General features: G+C 62.9%; 24 protein-coding genes. 13 read left to right on the top strand and 11 right to left on the bottom strand.

From position 1 onward, the window contains the following. Positions 1-75 precede the first annotated feature (75 nt). Positions 76-2,145 carry a hypothetical protein gene (locus NKJ67_RS20540; RefSeq protein ID WP_352582709.1) on the bottom strand — a complete coding sequence of 690 codons (2,070 nt, stop codon included), beginning with the start codon at positions 2,143-2,145 and terminating at the stop codon, positions 76-78. Positions 2,146-2,332: 187 nt separating this feature from the next. Here NKJ67_RS20540 and ypfJ point away from each other — a divergent pair, with 187 nt between their 5' ends. The 3 genes from ypfJ to NKJ67_RS20525 all read left to right on the top strand — a co-directional run bounded on the left by ypfJ (position 2,333) and on the right by NKJ67_RS20525 (position 5,571). Continuing rightward, positions 2,333-3,232 (top strand): KPN_02809 family neutral zinc metallopeptidase, encoded by a 900-nt coding sequence (ypfJ, locus tag NKJ67_RS20535; RefSeq protein WP_256747550.1) that lies wholly within the window; start codon positions 2,333-2,335, stop codon positions 3,230-3,232. Positions 3,233-3,388: 156 nt separating this feature from the next. After that, positions 3,389-4,654: a TCR/Tet family MFS transporter gene (locus NKJ67_RS20530; RefSeq protein WP_292679771.1), complete on the top strand. Its 1,266-nt coding sequence runs from the start codon at positions 3,389-3,391 to the stop codon at positions 4,652-4,654. Next, a complete protein-coding gene (locus NKJ67_RS20525; protein ID WP_352582707.1) occupies positions 4,651-5,571 on the top strand; it encodes an aldo/keto reductase in 921 nt (306 codons plus the stop codon). Before NKJ67_RS20530 ends, NKJ67_RS20525 begins: the two co-directional genes overlap by 4 nt. A gap of 73 nt (positions 5,572-5,644) precedes the next feature. Here the strand turns inward: NKJ67_RS20525 and NKJ67_RS20520 are convergent, their stop codons facing one another. The 3 genes from NKJ67_RS20520 to carA form a co-directional block, all read right to left on the bottom strand. Then, a complete protein-coding gene (locus NKJ67_RS20520) occupies positions 5,645-6,028 on the bottom strand; it encodes a helix-turn-helix domain-containing protein (protein WP_127397906.1) in 384 nt (127 codons plus the stop codon). 11 nt (positions 6,029-6,039) lie between these two features. Further along, complete coding sequence (locus tag NKJ67_RS20515) at positions 6,040-6,291, bottom strand: type II toxin-antitoxin system RelE family toxin (RefSeq protein ID WP_023809686.1); 252 nt, start codon at positions 6,289-6,291, stop codon at positions 6,040-6,042. 65 nt (positions 6,292-6,356) lie between these two features. Beyond that, complete coding sequence (gene carA, locus NKJ67_RS20510; RefSeq protein ID WP_127271513.1) at positions 6,357-7,574, bottom strand: glutamine-hydrolyzing carbamoyl-phosphate synthase small subunit; 1,218 nt, start codon at positions 7,572-7,574, stop codon at positions 6,357-6,359. A 276-nt stretch (positions 7,575-7,850) separates the two neighbouring features. On the opposite strand from carA, the gene NKJ67_RS20505 reads away from it, so the two are divergent. Together NKJ67_RS20505 and NKJ67_RS20500 are read left to right on the top strand one after the other, a co-directional pair. Next, positions 7,851-8,300, top strand: coding sequence for a GatB/YqeY domain-containing protein (locus NKJ67_RS20505; protein WP_013530126.1), 450 nt, complete (start codon positions 7,851-7,853; stop codon positions 8,298-8,300). A 133-nt stretch (positions 8,301-8,433) separates the two neighbouring features. Continuing rightward, positions 8,434-8,748 carry a hypothetical protein gene (locus tag NKJ67_RS20500; RefSeq protein ID WP_127380506.1) on the top strand — a complete coding sequence of 105 codons (315 nt, stop codon included), beginning with the start codon at positions 8,434-8,436 and terminating at the stop codon, positions 8,746-8,748. 45 nt (positions 8,749-8,793) lie between these two features. Here NKJ67_RS20500 and NKJ67_RS20495 read toward each other — a convergent pair whose 3' ends face one another. Next, positions 8,794-9,768: a LysR family transcriptional regulator gene (locus tag NKJ67_RS20495; RefSeq protein ID WP_256747987.1), complete on the bottom strand. Its 975-nt coding sequence runs from the start codon at positions 9,766-9,768 to the stop codon at positions 8,794-8,796. Between the two features lie 102 nt (positions 9,769-9,870). Here NKJ67_RS20495 and pcaD point away from each other — a divergent pair, with 102 nt between their 5' ends. The 3 genes from pcaD to NKJ67_RS20480 all read left to right on the top strand — a co-directional run bounded on the left by pcaD (position 9,871) and on the right by NKJ67_RS20480 (position 11,446). After that, on the top strand, positions 9,871-10,662 hold the full coding sequence (pcaD, locus tag NKJ67_RS20490) for a 3-oxoadipate enol-lactonase (RefSeq protein ID WP_352582703.1): 792 nt from the start codon (positions 9,871-9,873) through the stop codon (positions 10,660-10,662). Between the two features lie 277 nt (positions 10,663-10,939). After that, positions 10,940-11,185 carry a hypothetical protein gene (locus tag NKJ67_RS20485; RefSeq protein ID WP_352582701.1) on the top strand — a complete coding sequence of 82 codons (246 nt, stop codon included), beginning with the start codon at positions 10,940-10,942 and terminating at the stop codon, positions 11,183-11,185. Between the two features lie 45 nt (positions 11,186-11,230). Continuing rightward, positions 11,231-11,446, top strand: coding sequence for a hypothetical protein (locus NKJ67_RS20480; protein ID WP_292335136.1), 216 nt, complete (start codon positions 11,231-11,233; stop codon positions 11,444-11,446). Positions 11,447-11,496: 50 nt separating this feature from the next. Here NKJ67_RS20480 and NKJ67_RS20475 read toward each other — a convergent pair whose 3' ends face one another. Beyond that, entirely contained in the window at positions 11,497-11,937 is a 441-nt protein-coding gene (locus NKJ67_RS20475; protein ID WP_292139579.1) for a DUF2267 domain-containing protein, read from the bottom strand. Between the two features lie 125 nt (positions 11,938-12,062). Between NKJ67_RS20475 and NKJ67_RS20470 the strand changes: the two genes are divergently transcribed. Then, positions 12,063-12,857: a hypothetical protein gene (locus NKJ67_RS20470; RefSeq protein WP_352582698.1), complete on the top strand. Its 795-nt coding sequence runs from the start codon at positions 12,063-12,065 to the stop codon at positions 12,855-12,857. A 34-nt stretch (positions 12,858-12,891) separates the two neighbouring features. Here NKJ67_RS20470 and NKJ67_RS20465 read toward each other — a convergent pair whose 3' ends face one another. Further along, positions 12,892-13,809 carry an NADP-dependent oxidoreductase gene (locus NKJ67_RS20465; RefSeq protein ID WP_352582696.1) on the bottom strand — a complete coding sequence of 306 codons (918 nt, stop codon included), beginning with the start codon at positions 13,807-13,809 and terminating at the stop codon, positions 12,892-12,894. Positions 13,810-14,309: 500 nt separating this feature from the next. After that, complete coding sequence (locus tag NKJ67_RS20460; RefSeq protein ID WP_352582694.1) at positions 14,310-15,284, bottom strand: hypothetical protein; 975 nt, start codon at positions 15,282-15,284, stop codon at positions 14,310-14,312. Between the two features lie 592 nt (positions 15,285-15,876). Between NKJ67_RS20460 and NKJ67_RS20455 the strand changes: the two genes are divergently transcribed. Continuing rightward, positions 15,877-16,590 (top strand): DNA helicase, encoded by a 714-nt coding sequence (locus NKJ67_RS20455; RefSeq protein ID WP_352582692.1) that lies wholly within the window; start codon positions 15,877-15,879, stop codon positions 16,588-16,590. A gap of 19 nt (positions 16,591-16,609) precedes the next feature. On the opposite strand, the gene NKJ67_RS20450 is transcribed toward NKJ67_RS20455, so the two are convergent. Continuing rightward, a complete protein-coding gene (locus tag NKJ67_RS20450; RefSeq protein WP_352582690.1) occupies positions 16,610-17,563 on the bottom strand; it encodes a LysR substrate-binding domain-containing protein in 954 nt (317 codons plus the stop codon). Between the two features lie 263 nt (positions 17,564-17,826). On the opposite strand from NKJ67_RS20450, the gene katG reads away from it, so the two are divergent. Together katG and NKJ67_RS20440 are read left to right on the top strand one after the other, a co-directional pair. Continuing rightward, entirely contained in the window at positions 17,827-20,022 is a 2,196-nt protein-coding gene (gene katG, locus NKJ67_RS20445) for a catalase/peroxidase HPI (RefSeq protein WP_352582688.1), read from the top strand. A 182-nt stretch (positions 20,023-20,204) separates the two neighbouring features. After that, complete coding sequence (locus tag NKJ67_RS20440) at positions 20,205-20,762, top strand: GNAT family N-acetyltransferase (protein WP_128364371.1); 558 nt, start codon at positions 20,205-20,207, stop codon at positions 20,760-20,762. Positions 20,763-20,806: 44 nt separating this feature from the next. On the opposite strand, the gene NKJ67_RS20435 is transcribed toward NKJ67_RS20440, so the two are convergent. After that, entirely contained in the window at positions 20,807-21,049 is a 243-nt protein-coding gene (locus NKJ67_RS20435; RefSeq protein ID WP_164898572.1) for a hypothetical protein, read from the bottom strand. Between the two features lie 172 nt (positions 21,050-21,221). Then, positions 21,222-21,638: a MerR family transcriptional regulator gene (locus NKJ67_RS20430; protein ID WP_128308050.1), complete on the bottom strand. Its 417-nt coding sequence runs from the start codon at positions 21,636-21,638 to the stop codon at positions 21,222-21,224. A 105-nt stretch (positions 21,639-21,743) separates the two neighbouring features. On the opposite strand from NKJ67_RS20430, the gene NKJ67_RS20425 reads away from it, so the two are divergent. Then, positions 21,744-23,930 (top strand): heavy metal translocating P-type ATPase, encoded by a 2,187-nt coding sequence (locus NKJ67_RS20425; RefSeq protein WP_352582685.1) that lies wholly within the window; start codon positions 21,744-21,746, stop codon positions 23,928-23,930. Positions 23,931-23,934: the final 4 nt, after the last annotated feature.

Genomic DNA, 23,934 nt, shown 5'->3' with positions numbered 1-23,934 from the left:
CAGGTTGACGTCAGCTGTTTTGGGCGAACGCCGTCTGCCGGGACGTGGTGGCGGCGCTTTCAGCAAACTGTTCCCTCACTCCCTGACATCCTGCACCCAGCTGCGCGGGTGGCCGTCGACGCGGAACTGGAAGATGAAGTAGGGCGGGATGCAGGTGCCTTTGCCGGCTTTTGCCTGCGCCAGGTCGTCATAGCCTGCGGTGCAGATATAGTCCTCGCGGCAGGGATGCGCCTTGTCGCAGGCGCGCAGGCCGGCGGTCTTGGTGAATTCCTTCGTGCAGAATTTGTGGTCCTTGCCCGACGCGATGCAGTCGTTGAAGCCGGTCTTGGCCAGACGTCCGCACGTCGCCTCGTCGGGAAGCTTGTCGCAGCTCGCCTTGCGCAGCATGCCACCGGGAAAGCCGCCGGTCTTCTGCTGCGGATTGTCGTAGCGCTGGCGCGCCGCGCCATAGCCGGCGAGCTTGACCGGCGGCTTCTTGTCCCGCGCCGGGTCGATAGCGCAGGCCTTGGCGGTGGTCGGCGAGATGCGGCAATATTGGTCGCTGCCCCAGCTCGACATCCTGATCTCGCCGAACTCGACGGGATCACCGACCGCGGTGCCCGCGTCACTGACGCAGGTGCCGAAGCCCGGATGGATGGCGCTTTCGTGGACACCTGCGCAGCGCAGGCCCGCACCGCAGTTCCAGTCCTTGAAACTTGCATCCTCGCCGCGATAGCAGATCGAGCCCCAGCCATTGTAGAGGTCGGTGCCTTTCAGCGCCTCGGCATATCTGGCGTCCGGACGGGCGGCGAAGCCGCGCGTAAAGTCCGGGTGACTGCCGGCGGCGAACTGCTCGACGATGGCGCGGCGGCGCGGCAGGTCGGCGAAGAACACAGCCGAGCCCGGCACGAAGACGGCGTTGCGGCGCGGCTCGCTGGCCGGATCGGCGCCGGTGTAATGAAAGCCGGCAATGCCGCGCGTCTGATGGCAACCGGTGCAACTCATCTCGTTGAGCCGCAATTTGAAGCCGGCCGCCGACTTGATGGTGGCGAGCGTATTGCCCCTGGCGACGTAGTCCTTCAGCGCCTTGTCGATGTCGGCGTCGTCGACCAGCCCGTAGACGATGTTGTTCTGCGACCGGCTGAGGCCGCCGGGTGCGACGGAGACGGCGCTCCTGGCCAGGAATTTTTCATCGATGACCAGCCGGCCATGGTCGAGGTCGTAGATGTTGCGGTCGGTGAGCAGCCATTTGGCGAAAGACGGCTTGTCGGCCAGCACGGTGGCGCGGTCGATCTGGTTTTCCATCTTCGCTTCATAGAAGCTGGACGTCGCCGGATCCCATTTGAAGATCTTCAGGAGGTATTCGGCATGACCGCCGAAATCGCGCCGCGTCGAGGCAGACAGGCGCAGCACCTGCATGTTGAGTTCGAGTCGCATGATCTGCGACGAATTGAGCATGGCGCCCGACAGCGGCCCCTCGTCGGAGCGCAGCCAGGCGGCAAGCTGGTCGGGCGGCAGGTCCTTTTTTCCGGCTGCCAGCCAGCGCTGGGCAATATCGGCGCAGGACACATCGGTGGCGCTTGGCAGATCCTTGGAGGCGCGCGCTTGTGCCTGCCTGGGTTTGGCGTTGAACACCAGGCTCATGGTCAACGGCAGCCGCGAGGAAATGCGCTGGCCCGCCTTTCCCTTCACCGGCTTTTCAGCGATCGAATAGTGGAAGCGGTAGATCAGCCGGGTCTCGCCGCATTCGGTGTGGCCGAGATAGCCGCGGTCCATGCGGTTGACAACGCCGGTGAGGTCCAGCGTCGAGCCGTCGTCGTCGATGTATTTTGGATTGAATTTCTGGCTGGTGTCCTTCGATCTGGCCATGTCGGCGACATAGGGGTCCGGACTGGTCTTCGGCTCGTCGGCGATCTGCTGCTTGACTGTGTCGCGCACCGTCGCCAAAGCCGGTACCGAGAACAGACCGCGATTGTCGACCTCGCGGGTCAGGCCGAGCGCTGGCCCCAGCAGGCGGCTGATCGACAGTCCGCCGCGTTCCAATGCCTGCAAGGTGGCGGGGTCGGTGACGGCAACGCTGGAATCGAGCGTCACCGCGCCGGCTACCGGCGTGCCGAGGCAAAACAACGCCGCAATCAGCGACAGGAACGAACCGATCGTCTTCAAGCCCAATACATCCCCCATCCACGAGCAATGCTACAGGCCTTGCGCACTCTCGGCCAGAGCGGTGAGGCCGTCATGCCAGAACCGCCGCGGTCTGGAAAAATGCTGTGACTTGGAGCAACCATTGAGATAGTTGTTTGTTGGGTTGAGCCCCGCAACAACGGGGAAGTTTGCAGCGCGAGGAGTTGCCATGCTCTGGAGAGGCCGTCGTCAGAGTGACAATATCGAGGACGACCGCAGCGGCGGTGGCGGGCTCGGCGGCGGCGGTGGCCAGTTCCGCATTCCGATCGGCGGCCGCACCGGTGGCGGCGGCAGCATCTTCCTTGTCATCCTGGTGGTGCTGGCCGGATGGTATTTCGGCTTCGATCCGTCGACGATCCTGGGTGGCGGCGGACTGGCGCCGGGCGGCGGCGGCCAGATTACCGAGGACAGCGGCTCTGCTACGCCGGCCAATGATGAGATGAAGCAGTTCGTGGCGACCGTGCTGGCCGAGACCGAGGACACGTGGACCGGGATCTTCAAATCGCAGGGGCTGACATATGAGGACCCGAAGCTGGTGCTGTTTTCCGGCCAGGTCCGCTCGGCCTGCGGCTTTGCTTCAGCGGCGGCCGGACCGTTCTATTGTCCCGGCGACCACAAGGTCTATCTCGACATGACCTTCTTCCAGCAGCTCGACCAGCAGTTCGGCGCCTCGGGCGAATTCGCCCGCGCCTATGTGATTGCGCATGAGGTCGGCCACCACGTGCAGAACCTGACCGGCATCATGTCCAAGTTCAACCAGATGCGGCAAAGCATGGGTGAGGTCGAAGCCAACCAGATGTCGGTGCGAATCGAGCTTCAGGCCGACTGCTTTGCCGGCGTGTGGGCGCATTACACCGGGCAGAAAGGCATATTGGAGCAGGGCGACATGGAGAGCGCGCTGAACGCCGCCAAGCAGATCGGCGACGACACGCTGCAGAAGAAGACGCAGGGCTATGTCGTGCCGGAAAGCTTCAACCATGGCACCTCGCAGCAGCGGCAGACCTGGCTGGCGCGTGGTTACAAGAGCGGCAAGCTGTCGGAGTGCAACACGCTGAGTGGGCCGATCTGACCAGGCCGTTTTCGAGCTTCACCTGCCGGCGATGTTGCCGTCAGGGGCTGTCAGGATGAACGCATCCGGATTGTTCCCTTATTGTTCCTTGCCGCGAGCTCGCCTATAAGCTGCGTCCGCCTAAGCCTGAGGGCGAGCAGAGGAGCTTGACCCAGCATGATCGATCCCAAAACCGCCAGACGGGGCCTTGCGCTCGTCTTCACCACGCTGCTGCTCGACATTATCGGCTTCGGCATGATCATGCCGGTGCTGCCGGCCTATCTCAGGGAATTGACCGGGGTCAGCATCAGTGGCGCGGCGATCGAAGGCGGCTGGCTGTTCTTCGTCTATGCGGCGATGCAGTTCGTCTTCGCGCCGATCATGGGTGGCTTGAGCGACCGGTTCGGGCGGCGGCCGATCCTGCTCGCATCGGTGCTGACCTTCTCCATCGACAATCTGATCTGCGCGGTCGCCTGGTCCTACCCGATGCTGTTCATCGGGCGTGTGCTGGCCGGCATTTCAGGCGCCAGCTATTCGACGACTTCAGCCTTCATCGCGGATATCTCGAACGATGAGAACCGGGCAAAGAATTTCGGCCTGCTCGGTATCGCGTTTGGCGTCGGCTTCGTCATCGGGCCGGTTCTGGGCGGGCTGCTCGGCACGTTCGGGCCGCGCGTGCCATTCTATTTCGCCGCCGGGCTCGCCTTCGTGAATTTCCTCATTGCGTTGTTTTTCCTCCCGGAAACGCTCGATGACAAGCATCGCCGCCGCTTCGAGTGGAAACGCGCCAACCCGGTCGGCACGCTGCTGCAGATGCGCCAATATCAAGGCATCGGCTGGATCGGGCTTGTCTTCTTCCTGATGACGCTCGGACACATGATGTATCCGGCGGTCTGGTCGTTTGTCTCCAGCTACCGCTATGGCTGGAGCGAGCAGCAGATCGGCTTCTCGCTCGGCGCCTTCGGCCTGTGCGGTGCGATCGTCATGGCGACGGTGCTGCCGCGCGTGATCCCGAGGCTTGGCGAGTGGAAGACGGCGGTCATCGGCCTGACATTCACGGCAGCCAGCGCTTTCGGCTATGCCTTCGCGTCGCAAGGCTGGATGATCTATGCGGTGATCGTCGTCGGCTGTCTGGAAGCACTGGCCGATCCGCCGCTGAGGAGCCTCGCCGCCGCCAAGGTGCCGCCTTCGGCGCAGGGCGAGTTGCAGGGCGCGATGACCTCGATCTTCTCGATCACCTCGATCATCACGCCGCTGCTCTATACGGCGATCTTTTCCTGGTTCACCGGGCCAAGCGCGCCGGTGACCTTCGGCGGTGCGCCCTATCTGGTCGGCGCATGTTTTCTGACGCTGGCGGTCATCGTCTTCGTCACCAAGGTGGCGAGGCCCGCGGCGCGCGCAAATGTCACCGCCGGCGCCGCCGAAGATGGAGCGCAGGTGTGAGCCATGACAGCCGCATTGCGCTGACTCGGGACGGACTGTCGCTGTCGCGGTTGGTCTTCGGCGCCTCGCGTCTGCTCGACAGCGCCGCCCGCCCGGATGCCGATCAGGTCGCACGGCTGATCGGCACCGCCGTCGATCTCGGACTGACCAGCTTTGATCATGCCGACATCTATGGGCACTATGAGGTTGAAGCGGCCTTCGGCGCCGGGCTGGCGCGCTGGAAAGGCAAGCGCGACAGCATCGAACTGATCTCGAAATGCGACATCATGAAGAAATCGCCAAACCGGCCGGACAACCGGCTGAAGCACTACGATACCAGCGCCACTCATATCGCGGCCTCGGTCGACCGCTCGCTCGCCAATCTCGGCACCGACTATCTCGACCTGTTGCTGCTGCATCGGCCGGACCCGTTGATGGATGCCGATGAGACGGCGCCGGCACTGGCCGGCCTGGTCAAAGCCGGTAAGGTGAGGGCGGTCGGCGTCTCCAATTTCACGCCGTCGCAGTTCGATCTGCTGGCCTCGCGAATGCCGTTCGCGCTCGCCACCAACCAGATCGAGATGTCGGTGCTGAAGACATCAGCGCTGACCGACGGCAGCCTCGACCACGCGCAGCGCCTTGCCTATGCGCCGATGATCTGGTCGCCGCTCGGGGGCGGCTCGCTGTTCACCGGCAAGGAGGGGCGCGAGGCGCGGGTGCGGGCAGCGCTTGCCGAGGTGGCAGCGGAAATCGGTGCCGGCGATCTTGCCGCAGTCGCCATCGCCTGGCTGCTGCGCCATCCGGCCCGATTGGTGCCGGTGCTGGGTTCGATGAAGCCGGAACGGCTGGCCGCCATGGTCAAGGCGCTTGATATCGGGCTCGACCGCCAGCAATGGTTCGCCGTCCTGGAAGCCAGTGAAGGCCGGCCGGTGGCGTAGGATGAGAACTAGATTCTTTGTTTGTCGCAATTCCCGGACGGGAAACCGTTTCACACTTTTCCTGGGGATTGCTCTAGGGTTCGATCCATTCGCCGGGGATATCCAGCGTCTTTGCCAGCATGGCACTGGTCTGCGGCGATGGTTTGCGACGATTGGATTCGAGGTCCGACAGGAAACCCTGGCTGACACCAATGGCAGTCGCCAAATCGGCTTGGGTCAGGTTGCGCCAATTGCGCAGCGCTTTGAGCCGGCTCGAGCCCCGCAGGATATCCATCGTCACGGCAGCGGGCAGGGGCTTTTCCGTTTTGAGCTCGGCCTTCCGTTCATCGTAGATCGCCACATCCGCAGCATCTTCCACGGCTTCTTCAGCGGCATGCAGCAATGCCTCGTAGTCGGCCTTCGGGATGACGACCAGTTCTTCGCCAGTTGAGGTCTTGATGATTTGCGGGGCGTTCATGATGTCCTGTCCTATGGCCTGCTATAGGTCGTCGTTTCACGCTTGCCGATGTAGATCGCGAGAATCGTGGTGCGGTCTTCGTCGAATATGACGCGATAGCGGCCGATACGCAGTCTATAACCGTTCCGGCCGGCAAGACGCTTTACATCTCCACGACCGCTGACGGCGTAAGTGATCAAACCCTCGGAAACCTGCTCGCGGACATCCGCCGGCAGGTTATCGAGATCGCGAGCCGCCGATACCGAAAGGATGATCGTCTTCACAACAAGCAATATCGCACATTTATCGCTTTGTGTTAAGCGATATCGCTAACAGCATTCTGAAAGGATCAAGCCCGTTCGGCCAGCAATTCCTCGCCGCGCTTCTCGCGGATTAGATTGACGAAGCGACGGAACAGATAGTGCGAATCCTGCGGGCCGGGCGAAGCCTCCGGGTGATGCTGGACCGAGAACACCGGCCGGCCGGTCAGCGTGATGCCGCAGTTCGAACCATCGAACAGCGAGACGTGGGTTTCCTCGACGCCCGATGGCAGCGAGTCGGCATCGACGGCAAAGCCGTGGTTCATCGAGACGATCTCGACCTTGCCGGTGGTGTGATCCTTGACCGGATGGTTGGCGCCGTGATGGCCCTGGTGCATCTTGGCGGTCTTGCCGCCCAGCGCCAGTGCCAGCATCTGGTGGCCGAGGCAGATGCCGAACACGGGGATGTCGGTCTTCAACAGATCCCGGATGACCGGCACGGCATAATCACCGGTGGCTTCCGGGTCGCCGGGGCCATTGGAGAGAAAAATGCCGTCCGGCTGCATGGCAAGGATTTCTTCGGCGCCGGTCTTGGCCGGCACCACCGTGACCTTGGCGCCGAGGCCGGCGAGCAGGCGCAATATGTTACGTTTGACGCCATAATCGATGGCGACGACATGCATTGTCGGTTCGGTCTGTTCGCCAAAGCCTTCGTTCCACACCCAGGGCGTCTCGCGCCAGACCGAGGACTGGCCCGAGGTGACATCCTTGGCGAGGTCGAGCCCGATCAGGCCCGACCATGCGGCGGCGCGCCGCTTCAGATCGTCGAGATCGAACACGCCGTCGGGCGCGTGCGCGATGACGGCGTTGGGCATGCCCTTTTCGCGGATCAGTGCGGTCAGAGCGCGCGTGTCGATGCCCGACAGGGCGACGATGCCGCGCTTCTTCAGCCATTGGTCGAGACCGGCGCCGGCGCGATAGTTGGAAGGATTGGTGACATCGGCCTTGAACACGGCGCCGACGGCACCGGCGCGGGCGGCGGGATTGAGGTCCTCGATGTCCTCGTCATTGGTGCCGATGTTGCCGATATGCGGGAAGGTGAAGGTGACGATCTGGCCGGCATAGGAAGGGTCTGTGAGGATTTCCTGGTAGCCGGTCAGCGCCGTGTTGAAGCAGACTTCGGCGACGGCGGAGCCGGTGGCGCCGAGACCGCGACCTTCGATGACGGTGCCGTCGGCCAGCACCAGAAGGGCGGTCGGCTTTTCAGTGGCCCAGGCGGGCGTCGAGGCGGCGGTCATCTCGGCCATGCGGCACTCCTATCAGGCCGCGCGCTGCAACCGGCCCGGCGGGCCATCTGCGCGGCAAACGGCGCGAAGCGGCGATTTCGCGGCTCCCACGCAGTCAAATTTCCGTTCATGCAAGGCCCAGTACATAGGGGAAGGGGGCAGGGCGGTCAATGATCATGCGAAATGCCGCCATGTTTTATTTCGCCTAGCAAAATCAGTGGCTTGCCCCGGCATATCAGGGTTTGCCTTGGCTCGCCCCCGGCGCTATTGTCCGCGCCGATCGAAGGAGAATGCACCATGCGCGGAAAAATCGCCGAATCCCTGAAGAGCGCGATGAAGGCGCAGGACAAGCACCGGCTGCCGACATTGCGGCTGATCCAGGCCGCCATTCACGACCGCGACATCGCTAATCGCGGTTCGGGCAAGGAGCCGGCCAGCGACGAGGAGATCCTGCAGATCCTGGCCAAGATGGTGAAGCAGCGCGAGGAATCGGCCAAAGCCTTCGACGACGGCAAGCGGCCCGAACTCGCCGCGCAGGAGCGCGGCGAGATGGAGATCATCCGCACCTTCCTGCCGACGCAGTTGGACGATGCGGCGGTGACGGCTGCGGCGCGCGAGGCGATCGCCGCGACCGGTGCGGCCAGCCAGAAGGACATGGGCAAGGTGATTGCCGCACTGAAGCAGAAATATGCCGGCCAGATGGATTTCGGCAAGGCGAGCGGCATCGTCAAGGGCCTGCTGCAGTAGGGTGCTGCTCATCTCGTCGCTTGGGTGGCCGACCGGGCGCTCTCGGAACCCAGATCCGTCCAGAATCGAAGTCCAGGAGTTGGAACTCGGATACCGCTGAGATGTTTATCCGTCATGCAACTGGAGAGATGTCATGACTGAGAACGAAACCCGCTATGAAACCGGTGCTACGAAATATCCGGCAAAGACCGATGCCGACGCTTCCGATGAATTCTCCCAGGATGCGGCCGCCAACAAGAAGCCCGCCGGCGGAATGGGGCTCACCCGCAGGAAGGATGAAGTAGAAGACCGCACCCGCCAATCGGAGGGACAAAACCCGCCAAGGCAAGTCACGCCGAGCGCCGCAACCGAAAAGACGTCCGGCGCCGGCCCCGCTATCGCGGAGCGTTCAAAGGACGCCAAGGCTCCGAAGAGCGGCCGCCAGCCTGGAGCGTATGTCAAGAAGTGATCGCTGGACGGGACCCGAGAGGTCCTGGCATTGCACGGCCGGTCATCAGCGACCGGTTTCCACTTGCGCCTTTCGCGACAGGTTGGTCGGTATCTGTCCGGCGGGCCTGCTCGGCTCCAATGCGCGGCGCAATGCCGGCGCTTCCTGCTGGATATGATCCCACAGCCGGTTGGCGATCGGCCCATGCGGCCGGTCGCGGCGCCGCGCCACCACCAGTTCGTCGGTGCGCCCCGGCAGATGGCGGCCGGCAATGGATTGCAGGCGCCCGTCATGCAGTTCTTCCTCGATCAGGAAGCGGGGCAGGTGGCCCCAGCCAAGGCCCTGCAGGATGATCTCCTTCTTCATGCCCTGGTCCGCGACGAGGCATTGCGGCGCGCTTTCGATCAGCGAATAGTTTTGCTGTGGCGAATGGCGGGCGCTGTCGCGCATGACGCATTGGGTGAGTGCCTGCATCTGATCCAGAGTGATCGGCTGCTCGATACGCCCGGGCAGAAAGCCCGGCGCCACCACGGGAATGAAGGACACCTTGCACAGATCGACCCATTCCACCCGCGCATCGCCCTTGTCGACCCAGTGCAGGATTAGATCGGCTTCGTCATCGAATAGACGCTCCCATGGGCCGCCCACCGCTTCAAAATGCAGATGCAGGCGCGTGCCGGGGCACTGTGCGAAGAACCGCCCGAGCATGCCCAGCACATGCGGGCGCGGGCACAGGTCGCCTATCACCACGTGGATCTCGCTTTCCTCACCCATCGCCAACTGGGCGGCATGGACGCGCAAACCGTCCAACTCGCGCAGTAGCGATAGCGCTCGGCGGTGGAACGAAAGCCCGGCCTCGGTCGGACGCACGCGATAGCCGCTGCGGTCCAAAAGGATGAGGCCGAGCTGTCGTTCCAGCTTGGCGACGGCGGCGAACACCGCCGGGTGCGAGCGATACAGCATGGCCGCCGCAGGTTGAAACCCGCCGGTGCGGACCACTGCATCGAAGCATTGCAGGTCGTGCAGGGTGAATTCGGCCATGTCAGTTTTTATGACAGAGATTGTCCTATCTTTGTAATATCAACAAAATTGCTCCACGGCTACGTTTGGCCTCATTCAAACGCTCCAGAAGGAATTTTCATCATGAACAAGCTGAATTTCGCCACGACGGGCGACGGCACGCGCATCGCCTACCGCTTCGACGGCGAGGCAAGCAAGCCGGTGCTGGTGCTGTCGAATTCCATCGGCACCACGCTGCACATGTGGGACAAGCAGATCGGCGAGTTGTCGAAGCATTTCCGTGTCTTGCGCTACGATTTTCGCGGTCATGGCGGATCGAGCGTTCCCGTCGGCGCCTACTCGCTCGACCGGCTTGGCCGCGACGTCATCGAACTGCTCGACGCGCTCGACCTGCAACGCGTACATTTCCTTGGCCTGTCGCTCGGCGGGGTCGTCGCGCAGTGGCTCGGCATCCACGCGCCCGAGCGGATCGACCGGCTGATCCTGAGCAACACCTCGTCCCATCTCTCGCCGGCAAGCTATTTCGACGAGCGGATTGCCGCGGTGCGGCAGGCGCCGGACATGTCGGAAACCGCCGAGACGTTCCTGAGCAACTGGTTCCCCGCGTCGATGGTTGCCGCCAACGAGCTCGTGGTCGAAGAGTTTCGCACCATGCTGCTGGCTATCGACCGGCAAGGCCTGGCGGGTCTGTTCGCAGCGGTTCGCGACGCCGATCTTCGCCGTACCGTAGCACTGATACCGCGGCCGACGCTGGTGATCGCCGGTCGGCACGACACGGTGACAGAAGCCAGCCACGGCGAGATGATTGCCGCGGCGGTGCCCGGCGCGAAGCTGATAGTGCTGCCCGCGGTCCATCTGTCGAACATCGAATATCCGGCAGAGTTCATCCAGGCTGTGGTCGATTTCCTGCGCTGAACTGGAGCGCGACGGAAAGGCGTCCGGCACCAGTCCGGCGGTCGCCGAAACGTTCAAAGGACGTACTGGTTCAGAAGGCGGGGCGGCGGCCTCGGTCAACGTGAGCGCCTCGGTGAACCGAGCCATCTGGCGAAAAGCTTATTCAACGCCTTCGGAACGATCCCGTCACCTTGCCATTATCAGCACGAGAGCCGGCTCGGACAGGCAAGCGCCGTGACCCGACCTTAGAGGCGGCCGATGACTTTCGAGCGCCAACACGAACACGCCGGAGGAAGCGATGACTGGACGCAAAACCCATGACCAACAAATTCGCATCATTGAAGAGCGGGAAAACACAAGGAACGCCGGCAAGGATTTCGATGCAGAGGCGGATCTGAAACGATCAGCGGCGGAACGCGAAGCGCTGCGCAAAGGGTCGGACATGAGAACCGACACACCGGACCTCGTCGATCCGGACGACCGCAACATCCTTCGCGGCAAAAATCAGGAAAGCGTCCATCACAAAAATCGTCCTGACGAATAGATGAGCACCGATCCTGGAACATTTGTCATAGATTGGAGGCAGCCCATGGCACGCGGGAGCAAGAAACACATCGGAGCAGGTTCACAGGGAAAGGGTTCTGGCACAGGCGCCATGACCGTAACGCCAAAGGACAAGCTCGAAGAAAACCAGGTTCTGTCCAATCGCGACAAGGCGCAGCATTCCAAAGAACGCGGTTTGGACTCCAAACAGGTCGCGACTGAGCAGCACCAGGATCATGCCGCCAACCGTTTGCGGGACTGACGCCCTCAGGGGCGCCAGCTGCCGAGTAGCCGTCAGATTCGTTGCTGTCGCTATTTGACGCCGAGACTTTCGGGCCAAAGCGCCTGGATTTCTTTCGGCAGAGCATCGCGCACCTTGGCCGATTGGCCAAGATCAACATGCCGTGCAAGAACTCGGAACACCGAGCGTGCCGCCTCCTCGGGATCGACGGGGCGGATCGATTTCAATTCCTCGCCGATGTGCTGCGAGAAGTTTTCAAGGGAGCGCGTTTTGTCCGGCTCGGCTGCGGGCCGGTAGTGCTCGTAATAAGCGCCGCGCACCAGGAGCGGCAGTTCCGCCCCAAGTTTGGCCGCCAGCCCGATCTGCAGCCTGTCCCTTACGGTCCGCAAGACCGCGCCCAATATGTGCCATGCAATCCTCCGATCCGGACCATGATCGTCCATGATCTCGTCGAGCCAGATGTTGGTTGTCTGCAGCGTCCTGTCAAAAACATCCAAACCGGTAGCGCTCATCATCGCCTCCTCATCAAATTCATGTCTGGTTTCGAAACGATGCTCGGGGACAATCGTTTCGCTATCTGTCGACAAAATTGGCTCGGGCTGTGATCCGGCTCTTCTCCGGGATCACGGAACGGCTCTTGGTTGCGCTGGAACCCCTTCGGAAGCAGTTCGTTCCTTGGGTGGGCGGCTTTGAGGAGTTGGTTGGGTGGGGGAGCGCGTCCCGCAACAGGTTTTTTGCGATGCCTGCAAGGAAGACAAAAACCGATGAAGGCGAGAACCGGCAGCAACTCCTGCAGATGATGACCACGGAGCATTTGGTGCTCGGGACCGCCAGAGCGGCGACGATTCAGGAGGCGAATCAGCGCGCAAATTTGTTCCTGACTTCGGTATCCAGCGCCACGATCGCCCTTGCCTTCGTCGCCCAGGTGACAAGGATGGGGCTTCCTTTCATGCTGTTCAGCCTGATCCTGTTGCCATGCCTCTACTTCATCGGGCTGGTGACATTCGTCAGGGCTGTGCAGGTGGCCATCGAAGACATGGTCCACGCCCGTGGCATGGCGCGCATCAGGCACTACTACACCGAGCTTACTCCCTCGATGGCGCGCTACCTGGTTCACTCCACTCATGACAACCAAACGGCTCTGCTGGCCGATGTCGGCCTCAAGCCAAGGCCCTGGCAAGCGTTCGCCGGAACCGCAGGGATGGTGAATGTCGTCAACGGTGCCATCGCCGGTGTCTTTGCCGGCGTGATGCTCAAGGTTGTCATTGGCTCGACAGTCAGTCTCGCCGTGACTGTCGGCATTCTAGCCTTTGCGGTGAGCAATTGGTGCCTCTGGCAACATCACAGGCGCAGTTGGGCAAGCGCGGAACACAAGCTGAAGGTGCTGTTTCCGAACATGCCGGACAGCGACGGCGACGCGCGGATCGGATAACCCGTTCCAGAGGGACGGCAGAAGCACCAACTCGCTAGGCGGAAACCTCAAGCACGATCTTGCCACGCACATGCTCATTTTCCAGCCGTTCTTCCGCTTTGGCGACCTCTCCAAGAGGGTAGGTGGCTTGCACGAAGGGGGTGACCTTGCCGGCCTCGATGAGGCGGCCGATCTCGGCAAGATGCGCCGCATTCGGTTCGGCCAGATAGGAGACGCCACGCGCCCGGCGCAAGTTTGCCTTTTCCTGCGACGGTTCGGAAAGGGTGGAAACGAGCGTCCCGCCAGGTTTGAGCACCTCCCAGGAGCGGTCCTGCGTGTCGCCCGCGACAAGGTCGAACACCAGGTCGACCGCATCGACGACCTCTTCGAAACGCTGGTTCTTGTAGTCGACCGTCTGATCGGCGCCGAGCTCACGCACGAAAACCACGTCCTCGGCGGAAACGGTTGTCGCGACGAACGCGCCCGCGGCCTTGGCGAACTGGATCGCCAGATGACCGACGCCGCCGGCGCCGCCATGGATGAGAACCCGTTGCCCGGATTTGAGGCCGCCATGGTCGAAAAGGCCCTGCCATGCAGTGATGCCGGCAAGCGGCACCGCCGCGGCTTCGACATGGCTTAGACGATCCGGTTTCGCAGCCGCCTCCGTCGCCTTGACCACGACAAATTCGGCATTGCCGCCCCGGTCATGACCAAGCATCGCAAATAATGGGTCGCCCTTCTTCAACGTATGCGCCCGCGTGCCGCAGATTTCCACCGTGCCGGACACGTCGCGCCCGAGCGTGACCGGCAGGGTTTCGCTCGTCGAACCTTCGCGGATCTTGTAGTCGATCGGATTGACGCTCGCGGCGCGAACCCTGAGCACAACCTCGTCGTCAAGCGGTTGAGGCAAGGGGACTTGATCGATCGAAACAACCTCAGGTCCGCCAAAAGCATGGATGCGGGCTGCTTTCATGTCGGCATATCTCCTGTTGTTTGGCTGTCGGCGACGGTGTCTGCTGGGCTGTCGTCAGCGGCTGTGCAGCCCAGATTGCGAAGGCAGGCACACCGGTTTCCCAGCGGGCCACCGCCGCTGCAAGGTCGCCACTCCTGCTAGGCCGTAGACAGCGTCGGCGGGTTTTGATTCACATGGCGGCAAGGCTACAACCAGACTTGCTGGCTTTCTAACTGGGTAGCAGGCCGTTGGTTCCAACCACCGCAATCGGCTGAACGTGGTGCCGGAAATTCTCTCCTCGGCCAGAGCATTCAACCAGTCTGATCCATCCGGCCCTTATGCACACAGCTGTTTTGAGTAGCGACGCCGAGGAGAGAGGCGGGGCCGAAGCTGCTGGCGCGCTGACCTTGGAGATCGGATTGAATCATTGCTGGTGGGTCGCAGGGCCGCCGATCAATGCGGTTCGCACGACGAACATAAAGCAGCACGGTCTTAATCAACGCGGCGGCGCTATGCGGACTTCAAGACGCTTCGCAGATCGGCAGCGGCTGTGGCGGCGGTGCCGGATGATCCTTCCTGTATTGGGCGATGATCGGCTCAAGGGTCTTTCTCGGCCAGAATTTCGGTGTGCCGATTTCCTTCAGGCAGGACGCGTTCCAGTAGGCGCCCGGCTGTGAACGGTCGGCTGCGACCGCGGTGATGTCGCGCGATTCCGGGTAGATGTAGAGCGTCGTCGGATTGTCCTTGACCAGCGGGATGATCCGCTTGGCATCCGCCGGCGACCAGCTGGTGCAGCCATTGCTGCGACCGCCGGCATAGTCCACCAGCTTGCCGAACGGCACGAAGCCGTCATGGTCGGCGTGCGAGCTGTTCGGGTTTTTGCGCAGGCACATGCCATGCAGCACCTGGGCAGCGTGACCGCCGATCGCCCGCTGCCTGGCGTTCGCGGCTTCGCCTTCGCCGTCGAACTGGATGAAGGTGCGCTGGAAAACCGCGTCCTGCTTCGCGCCGGTGCGGTAATAGCCCTTGAACGAGGTTTTGGCCTCGCTGGTCATATAGGCGCCGCCGGCCGTCAACGATGAATCCATCGCATTGCCGAAGTTCTTCGCGCACCGTTTGCCGTTTGAAAAATCGACGACGCCTTTCAAATTCCGCCCGCTGCCGTGGCCTGACGAAATCGCGCTAAACGACTGGCTGGCCTCGCAGATGACGTAATAGCGACGGCCGAGCACGCCATTGCCCAGATCGCTGGGGCGTGTGGCATCCATGGCGAAGTAGCAGGGGTTCTTGACAGCGCCTTGCGCGACCTTCTTCCGGTAAAGCGCGCGGGCTCGTTCGAGGACAATTTGCGAGATCTGGCCGTCGCTGTCGCCGACATGAGCCTGCAGCCAGGCTGGAACGGCAGATGGTGCGGCAAAGGATCGGGCCGATACCGCCACGGCGATGACGACGAGAAGGCTGGCGACGACACCCAGAGAAACAGATCTCAACCGCACCGGATCAATTCTCCTTGTCGAAGCGTTTTGCGATTCCTTGCGGTATTGCCGCCAGAATCGATCATAGATGGCCGCGCATGATCAGGCGAAACACATCTTGTTTAGCGCACCCGCATGAAGGGCCGTAAAGTAGGTCGACGCATGCAAACGGTCCTACGCCGACATGCTGGTTCCAGGCTTGCGGCGGACGCCTTCGCATCCTTGAAGCAGGGCAACGAACCCGGGTTGGCGGATTCCTTCGGAGCCCTCGCCGGCGCGTTGGCTGACGGAGCATCAAACGAAAAACCCGCCTAAGCGGCGGGTCACTGGCGCAAATCTACACCATGGGCAAATATGTACCATAGCTGAGGGCAGGGAGTCAAGAAAAAATTCCTATCGTGAAGAGCCGCGAGTCCGGAGCCTGATCCCTGGAGGTCCGCGATTTTCGATACGCAGGGATTGAGCTATCATCTGATTCTGGCGCGGCCCACGCCACCTCCCTCCGCCGGGAAAGCATCGTTCATGCAGGGCGCTATCCAATCACCGAACCGACTGTTCGAGCACTTGGCATAAGGAGGGATTGCAAAAACGGCTCGCACCAGGAGGTTTTGCGATGAAGTTGTCCGCGCCCATCTACCATCTCAAGCGTCAAGCCAGGCTTTTGTCTCGCGAGGGCAAGATTGCGCTGCACGAAGCGCTCGATCGTGTTGCAGCACAGGAAGGGTTCACCAGCTGGAGCCTGCTTGCAGCCAAGGCAGCCGAGGCGGCGCCCGCCGGCAGACTGTTTGCGCAGCTGGCGCCCGGCGACCTGGTTCTAGTCGGTGCGCGACCCGGCCATGGCAAGACGCTGATGAGCCTCGAGCTCGCGGTCGAAGCCATGAAATCAGGTCATCGCGGCGTGTTCTTCACGCTGGAGTATACGCAGCGGGATGTGCTCGACCGGTTTAGCGCCATCGGGGCGGACCCGGTGCAATTCAACGACCGGTTCGTGTTCGACAATTCCAACGCGATCAGCGCCGACTATATCGTCAAGGCATTGGGTTCGGCACCGCGCGGCACGCTGGTGGTGATCGATTATCTGCAACTGCTCGATCAGAAGCGGGAAAACCCGGAGCTGATGGCGCAGGTTCGCACGCTGAAGGCCTTTGCCCGCGACAGGGGACTGATCCTCGTCTTCATCTCGCAGATCGATCGGTCATACGATCCGGCGAAGAAGCCATGTCCCGATATCGGCGATGTGCGGTTACCGAACCCTCTGGACCTGTCGCTGTTCAACAAGACCTGCTTCCTCAACAAGGGCGAAATCCGGTTCCACGCGGCAGGCTGACGATCCGGTCAGCCAGCCTTCATTGGGCCGCTGCCGGCAGATTCAGAGGGTGCGCAACCGATGTCGAACTGTGCTGCGCGCGCAATGCTTCGGCCGCCTGGCGAACCACTTCGGATATAAGCAGCAGCTGTTTGGCGATCGGGCTTGTCTTGCGCCAGATCATGCCGATCGTCCGCGACGGTTGGGGGTTGGCGAAATGGGCGATAGAGACCGCCGCGGAGCGCGTCTCCACCGGCACGGCCATTTCGGGGATCAAGGTGACGCCGACGCCGGCGCCGACCATCTGCACCAGGGTCGACAGCGAGCTGCCGTCCAGCAACTCCCTTGGGCGCGCCGAATGCATGTTGCAGAACGACAGCGCCTGGTCGCGAAAACAATGGCCTTCCTCGAGCAGGAGCAGCCGCATCTCGCGCAGCATTTCGCGGTTGGGCACCGGCTTTCCCTCATCCTCGCCGGGTCGGACCAGCACGAAGTTCTCGGCAAACAGCACGATTTCCGTCAGCGACGCTTCCGATACCGGCAAGGCGACGATGGCGGCATCGAGCCGCCCGTCGGCCAGTTCCTGGATCAGCTTCTGCGTCTGCGTTTCGCGCACATGGATATCGAGCCCGTCATGCATGCGGGCGAGGTTGCCGATGATGGCAGGCAAAAGGTAGGGTGCGATCGTCGGGATCACCCCGATGCGCAACCGTCCCACCAGCCGGTCGCGCGAGGCGCGGGCCAGATCTGTCAGCTCATCCACCGAGCGCAGGATGTCGCGAACGCGCAAGGCGAATTCCTCCCCGAAATTGGTCAGCCGGACCTGGCGTGGCCCTCTTTGGAAAAGCTCCGTGCCAAGCGTTTCCTCCAACTCCCGGATCTGCACCGAGATCGCGGGCTGCGAGATCGCGCAGGCATCGGCGGCACGGCCGAAATGATTGTGCCGCGCCAGTGCCTCGAAATAACGCAACTGTTTCAGCGTCAGGTTTGTCATAATGTCATCTTATCGCTGTAATCAGGAAATCCAACTTAAATTAATCAAGCGGCTTTGCTATAGGAGTCGCAACGAAGATGAGGAGCAGCCGGGACCGCCTGGTGAGGCGCATGCCCGCGGCAACAGGACATCCAACATATTCGGTCGCGTATCGGGCATATGGTCATCGCGCCAGCCATGAGACGGACCGCCTCCAGGGACATCCAACGTCCCTGTTCACGCAGCAGTTGAACAGCTCAACACAGCCACGATCGGAGAAGAACATGGACGCACAGACCGATGATCCCAGCGCCGGCAAATGCCCCGTTGCACACGGATCCTCCAGCAGGAGCAACCGTGACTGGTGGCCCAACCAACTCGATCTTGGCGTTCTCCATCAGCAATCGAACCTTTCGGATCCGATGGGCGAAGAGTTCGACTATGCCGAGGAATTCAAGTCGCTCGATCTCGATGCGGTGATCAAGGACCTGCACCAGGTGATGACGGATTCGCAGGAGTGGTGGCCGGCCGACTTCGGCCATTACGGGCCGCTGTTCATCCGCATGGCCTGGCACAGTGCCGGCACCTACCGCATCGGCGACGGCCGTGGCGGCGCCGGGGCCGGCCAGCAGCGTTTTGCTCCGCTCAACAGCTGGCCGGACAATGCCAATCTCGACAAGGCGCGCCGGCTGCTGTGGCCGGTCAAGCAGAAATATGGCCGCAAGATCTCCTGGGCCGACCTGCTGATCCTCACCGGCAACGTCGCGCTGGAATCGATGGGCTTCAAGACCTTCGGTTTTGCTGGCGGCCGCGCCGACGTCTGGGAACCCGAACAGGACGTCGATTGGGGTTCGGAAACCAAGTGGCTCGACGACAAGCGCTACTCCGGCGACCGCGAACTCCAGGGCCATCTCGGCGCCGTCCAGATGGGACTGATCTACGTCAATCCGGAAGGGCCGAACGGCAAGCCGGATCCGCTGTCCTCGGCACGCGACATCCGCGAGACCTTCGCGCGCATGGCCATGAACGACGAGGAGACCGTGGCGTTGATCGCTGGCGGTCACACCTTCGGCAAGACGCACGGCGCCGGCGATGCCTCGCTGGTGGGTGCGGAGCCGGAAGGCGCCGGCATCGAGGCGCAGGGCCTCGGCTGGTCGAGCAAGCATGCCACGGGCATTGCCGGCGACGCCATCACCTCGGGCCTCGAGGTGACCTGGACCACGACGCCGACCAAGTGGAGCAACAACTTCTTCGACAATCTGTTCAACTTCGAATGGGAACTGACCACGAGCCCGGCCGGCGCGCATCAGTGGACGCCGAAGGGCGGCGCCGGTGCCGGGACCGTGCCGGATGCCCACGATCCGTCCAAGCGCCGCGCGCCTGCCATGCTGACGACCGATCTCGCACTGCGGGCCGATCCGGCCTACGAGAAGATCTCGCGGCGCTTCCATGAGCATCCGGACCATTTCGCCGACGCGTTTGCCCGCGCCTGGTACAAGCTGACCCATCGCGACATGGGTCCGGTCGTTCGTTATCTCGGCCCGCTCGTGCCGAAGGAAGAGCTGATCTGGCAGGATCCGATCCCGGCGGTCGACCATGAACTGGTCGGCGAGCAGGACATTGCGTCGCTGAAGGCGAAGATCCTGGCATCGGGCCTGTCGGTCTCCGAATTGGTCTCGACTGCGTGGGCCTCGGCCTCGACGTTCCGCAATTCCGACAAGCGCGGAGGTGCCAATGGCGCACGCATCCGGCTGGCACCGCAGAAGGATTGGGACGTCAACCAGCCGGCTGAACTGTCGAAGGTGCTGGCGAAGCTGGAAGCCATCCAGAAGGAGTTCAACGCGGCACAGACCGGCGGGAAAAAGATCTCGCTGGCCGATCTCATCGTGCTCGGCGGTGTCGCCGCGGTCGAGAAGGCGGCGAAGGACGGCGGCCACGAAACCAAGGTGCCGTTCACGCCGGGCCGCATGGATGCTTCACAGGAACAGACCGATGTCCATTCCTTTGCCGCGCTCGAGCCGAAAGTCGATGGCTTCCGCAACTATGTCAGGGGCAAGCAGCCGATGTCGGTCGAGGCCATGCTGGTCGACCGGGCGCAATTGCTGTCGCTGACCGCGCCCGAGATGACGGTTCTGGTCGGCGGTCTGCGCGTGCTCGGCGCCAATACGGCCAAGTCGAAGCACGGCGTGCTCACCGACCGGCCGGGTACGTTGACCAACGACTTCTTCGTCAATCTGCTCAGCATGAACACGGTCTGGGATCCGGCCGCCGGCTCCGACGAAGTCTATGAAGCGCGCGACCGCAAGACCAAGGCGGTCAAGTGGACCGGCACCCGTGCCGACCTGATCTTCGGCTCGCACGCCCAGCTCCGCGCGCTTGCCGAGGTCTACGGGTCGGCGGACGCCAAGGCGAAATTCACCAGGGATTTCGTCGCGGCGTGGACCAAGGTGATGAACGCCGACCGCTTCGACATCGCCTGAGACCGCTAAATGTGCTCCGGCGCAGCCGCGCCGGAGTGCCAGTCCTCCCAAGGACCCAACGTCCGGGCCGTGTTTCCAGCGATGGGAGCGCGGCCCTTGTCGTAAGAGACTGCGCTTTGGTGGACCGTGCCTTCCTGGGCAGGGATGCTATCTTGCCGGTGTCGCGTCTCCGCCAGTGCACCATGATCGAAATCGTCAAACCCGCGCTCGAACATCTGCCGTCCTACAAGGCGGCGCTCGAACGCGGCTGGTCGCCGGACAATGTGCGGCTGATGGAGGCGACGCGCGAGCAGCTCGCGGCCATCGAAAAGGATCCCGTGGCCTTTCTTGCCGACCTCGACGATCCCCAGGCCAAGGGTAGCGCGATCAGTTTGCCAGACGGCAAAAAGGTGCCGCGCCTACCGGGCTTCCGCCGCTGGATCTGGGACGGCGAGGCGTCGGGCTCGATCGGCTTTCGCTGGCAGAAGGGCACGGCGGAATTGCCGAAGCATGTGCTCGGTCATATCGGCTATGCGGTGGTGCCGTGGAAGCGACGGCGTGGCTACGCCACCGAGGCGCTGCGGCTGATGCTGGAGGAGGCGAGGGCGGTCGGCCTGGCTCACGTCGAGATCACCGCCAAGCCGGGCAATCCGGCCTCGCACAAGGTGATCCTGGCCAATGGCGGCAAGCTCGTCGAACGCTTCTTCGAGGATGCTGCCTACGGCGGGGCGGAAAGTTTGCGGTTCAGGATCGAGTTGTAGGGGCGCGGGGCGCCGCGGCCGGAGGGGTGGTTAGTTCTGCAGCATTAGTAATTGTAGGTCTGCACATGCGCCGTCATCGGAGTCCGTCCGCCAATAGCGGCCATCACGTCGAGTAAATCCGATACAATACCATGGCGATGAGCATCACCACGAGCGCGATGAAAATGCGTTCCACCCACCGCATCAGCTTCGACTTCGAGGGGTTGCCCGATATCGCGTTTCCCAATATGTCCCCAAGAAAATGAAGCAAATTGTCCATCGCGTGGTTGGCCTCCGATTTTATACATTTTGCCGTCAGTGATTGTACTGGATCAACCACTTTAACGTTAGCATGTCTGCGAAAAGTCAAAGCAGAAATATGCTCGTTTTACGTCGCCCAGTGCCGGTGGTTCTGCAGCGCTGCGACTCTCTAAGGTCACTGCACGGAACCAATAAGGCTGCGCCGCGTCGCTCCTTGCCTCACCCATGTTCGTCAGCGCACAGCGCGTGGTCGGACAGCGCGCGGATGACGTAGCAGTCGCCGACCGTCTTGCCGTCGCAGCAAGAAGCGATGCGCTCGAGTTCGGCTTCAAGCCGCTTCAGCTGAGTGATCTTCTCCCGCACCGAGATCAATTGTTCTTCGGCGATCCGGTCGGCGTGGCCGCAGGGCTGCTCGGGGTGGCTGCTCAACTCGATCAGGGAGCGGATGTCGTCGACGGCGAAGCCGAGGTCGCGGGCGTGGCGGATGAAGGCCAACCGCTCCAGCTCCTGCCTGGAATAGCGGCGCTGGTTGCCTTCCGAACGCTCGGGTGCGGCAACAAGGCCCATCTGCTCGTAATAGCGGATGGTCGGCACCTTGACCCCGGTGCGGCGCGAGAGATCACCGATGGAAAACATGAATTTGCCTCTTGAAGCTCTAGTCACTAGAGCAATTACAATGCCTGACATCAGCATTCAAGACCATACGGCGACGCCGCGCGGGCAAGACAGGCAGGTGATGTGATGACGACGCTCCTCAAGCAGGAAACAATCAGGCAGACACGGTTCAAGATCGGCGGCATGGACTGCGCCTCCTGCGCGGCCAAGATCGATACGGCGGTGCGTCGCCTCGACGGCGTCGCCGATGTCTCGGTTTCGGTGACCGGCGCCAGCATGACGGTCAGCCACGGCGGCGCGCTGCCGGAAGACAAGGTGCTGCAACAGGTGGCAAGGCTCGGCTATGGCATCGTCAAGGCCGAGGCGCAGGTATCGCCGATCTCAGACAGGGCGCACGCCGATCACGTCCCCAATGACCATGAAGGCCACGATCATGGCCATGCCGAGCCGGGGCAGGCGTGGTGGCGTTCCCGCCGGGCGGTGTTGACGCTGGCCTGCGCGGCAGCGCTTCTCGCCGCCTATGGCATCGGCCATCTGTTCCCAGTGGCGGAGCGCTGGGTCTTCCTTGCCGCCCTGCTGGTCGGCCTGGTGCCGATCGGGCGGCGCGCGCTGATGGCGGCATTGGCCGGCACACCGTTTTCGATCGAGATGCTGATGACCATCGCGGCGATAGGCGCCGTGATGATAGGCGCCACGGAAGAGGCAGCCGCCGTGGTGGTGCTGTTCCTGATTGGCGAACTTCTGGAAGGTGTCGCCGCCGGCCGCGCGCGAGCGAGCATCCAGGGGCTTGCCGATCTGGTGCCGAAGACGGCACTGGTCGAGCGGGCGGGCGGCACATCGGAAGTTCCTGCCGAACGGCTCGGCGTCGGCGACATCATCCTGGTGCGGCCGGGCGACCGCATCCCGGCCGATGGCGAGATCATCGAGGGATCGAGCGATATCGACGAGGCGCCGGTGACCGGCGAGAGCACGCCCAAGCGCAAGGGCGTCGCGGACGCCGTCTTTGCCGGCACCATTAGCACAGACGGCGTGCTCAGGGTTCGCGTGACGGCTGCCGCGTCCGACAACACCATAGCCCGAATCGTGCGGCTTGTGGAGGAGGCGCAGGAAGCCAAGGCACCGACCGAACGCTTCATCGACCGCTTCTCGCGCACCTACACCCCGGCGGTGCTGGCGGTCGGCGCGCTGGTTGCGCTGTTGCCGCCGCTGCTCATTGGCGGCGACTGGAACGAATGGATCTACAAGGGCCTGGCGATCCTGCTGATCGGTTGCCCCTGCGCGCTCGTCATCTCGACGCCGGCGGCGATAGCCGCAGGTCTTGCGACCGGCGCCCGGCGCGGACTGCTGATGAAAGGTGGTGCGGTGCTGGAAGGGTTTCGCCGGGTCACGGCGGTGGCCTTCGACAAGACGGGCACGCTGACCGCGGGCAGGCCCGTGGTGACCGACATCATGGCCTATGGCCGCGATGAACGCACCGTGCTGGCGCTGGCGGCGGCGCTCGAGCAGGGTTCCAGCCATCCGCTAGCCATGGCGATCCTCGACAGGGCCAAGGCTGATGGTGCGCCGGTGCCGCCGGCTCTGGCGGCGAAGGCGATCTCGGGCAAAGGTGTCGAGGGCAGCGTCGGTGGTGTCGCCGTCTTCCTCGGCTCCGGTCCGGCGGCGGGCGAACGCGCCGACATGACGCAAGTGCAGCACCTCGCCGTCGACAGCCTCAACGGGCAGGGCAAGACCGTCTCAGTGCTGGTCGCCGACGGCGTGGTGGCAGGACTGATCGCCATGCGCGACGAGCCGCGGCCGGATGCGGCGGCCGGCATTGCGGCGCTGAAGGCCGAGGGCATCCGCACGATCATGCTGACCGGCGACAATCGCCGCACGGCGCAAGCCATCGCCGCTTCGCTCGGCATCGAGGCGCGGGCGGAGCTGTTGCCTCAGGACAAGCAGCGCATCATCGGTGAATTGCAGCGCGAAGGGCTGAAGGTCGCCAAGGTCGGCGATGGCATCAACGACGCACCGGCGATCGCCGCCGCCGACATCGGAATCGCCATGGGCGGCGGCACCGATGTGGCGCTGGAGACGGCGGACGCGGCGATCCTGCATGGCCGCGTCATGGATGTCGCGCGCATGGTAAGACTGTCGCGGGCGGTGATGGCCAATATCGGCCAGAACATCAGCGTTGCGCTCGGGCTGAAGGCGGTGTTCCTGGTCACCACCATTTTGGGCATCACCGGCCTGTGGCCGGCGATCCTGGCCGATACCGGCGCCACTGTGCTGGTCACCGCCAATGCCATGCGCCTGCTGCGCTGGCGCGGGTGAAGTG

This window comes from Mesorhizobium sp. M0088, assembly GCF_040322895.1.
Taxonomy (GTDB): domain Bacteria; phylum Pseudomonadota; class Alphaproteobacteria; order Rhizobiales; family Rhizobiaceae; genus Mesorhizobium.
The sequence above is the reverse complement of the archived record's forward strand: the minus strand, read 5'-3'. Positions and strand labels throughout refer to the sequence as shown.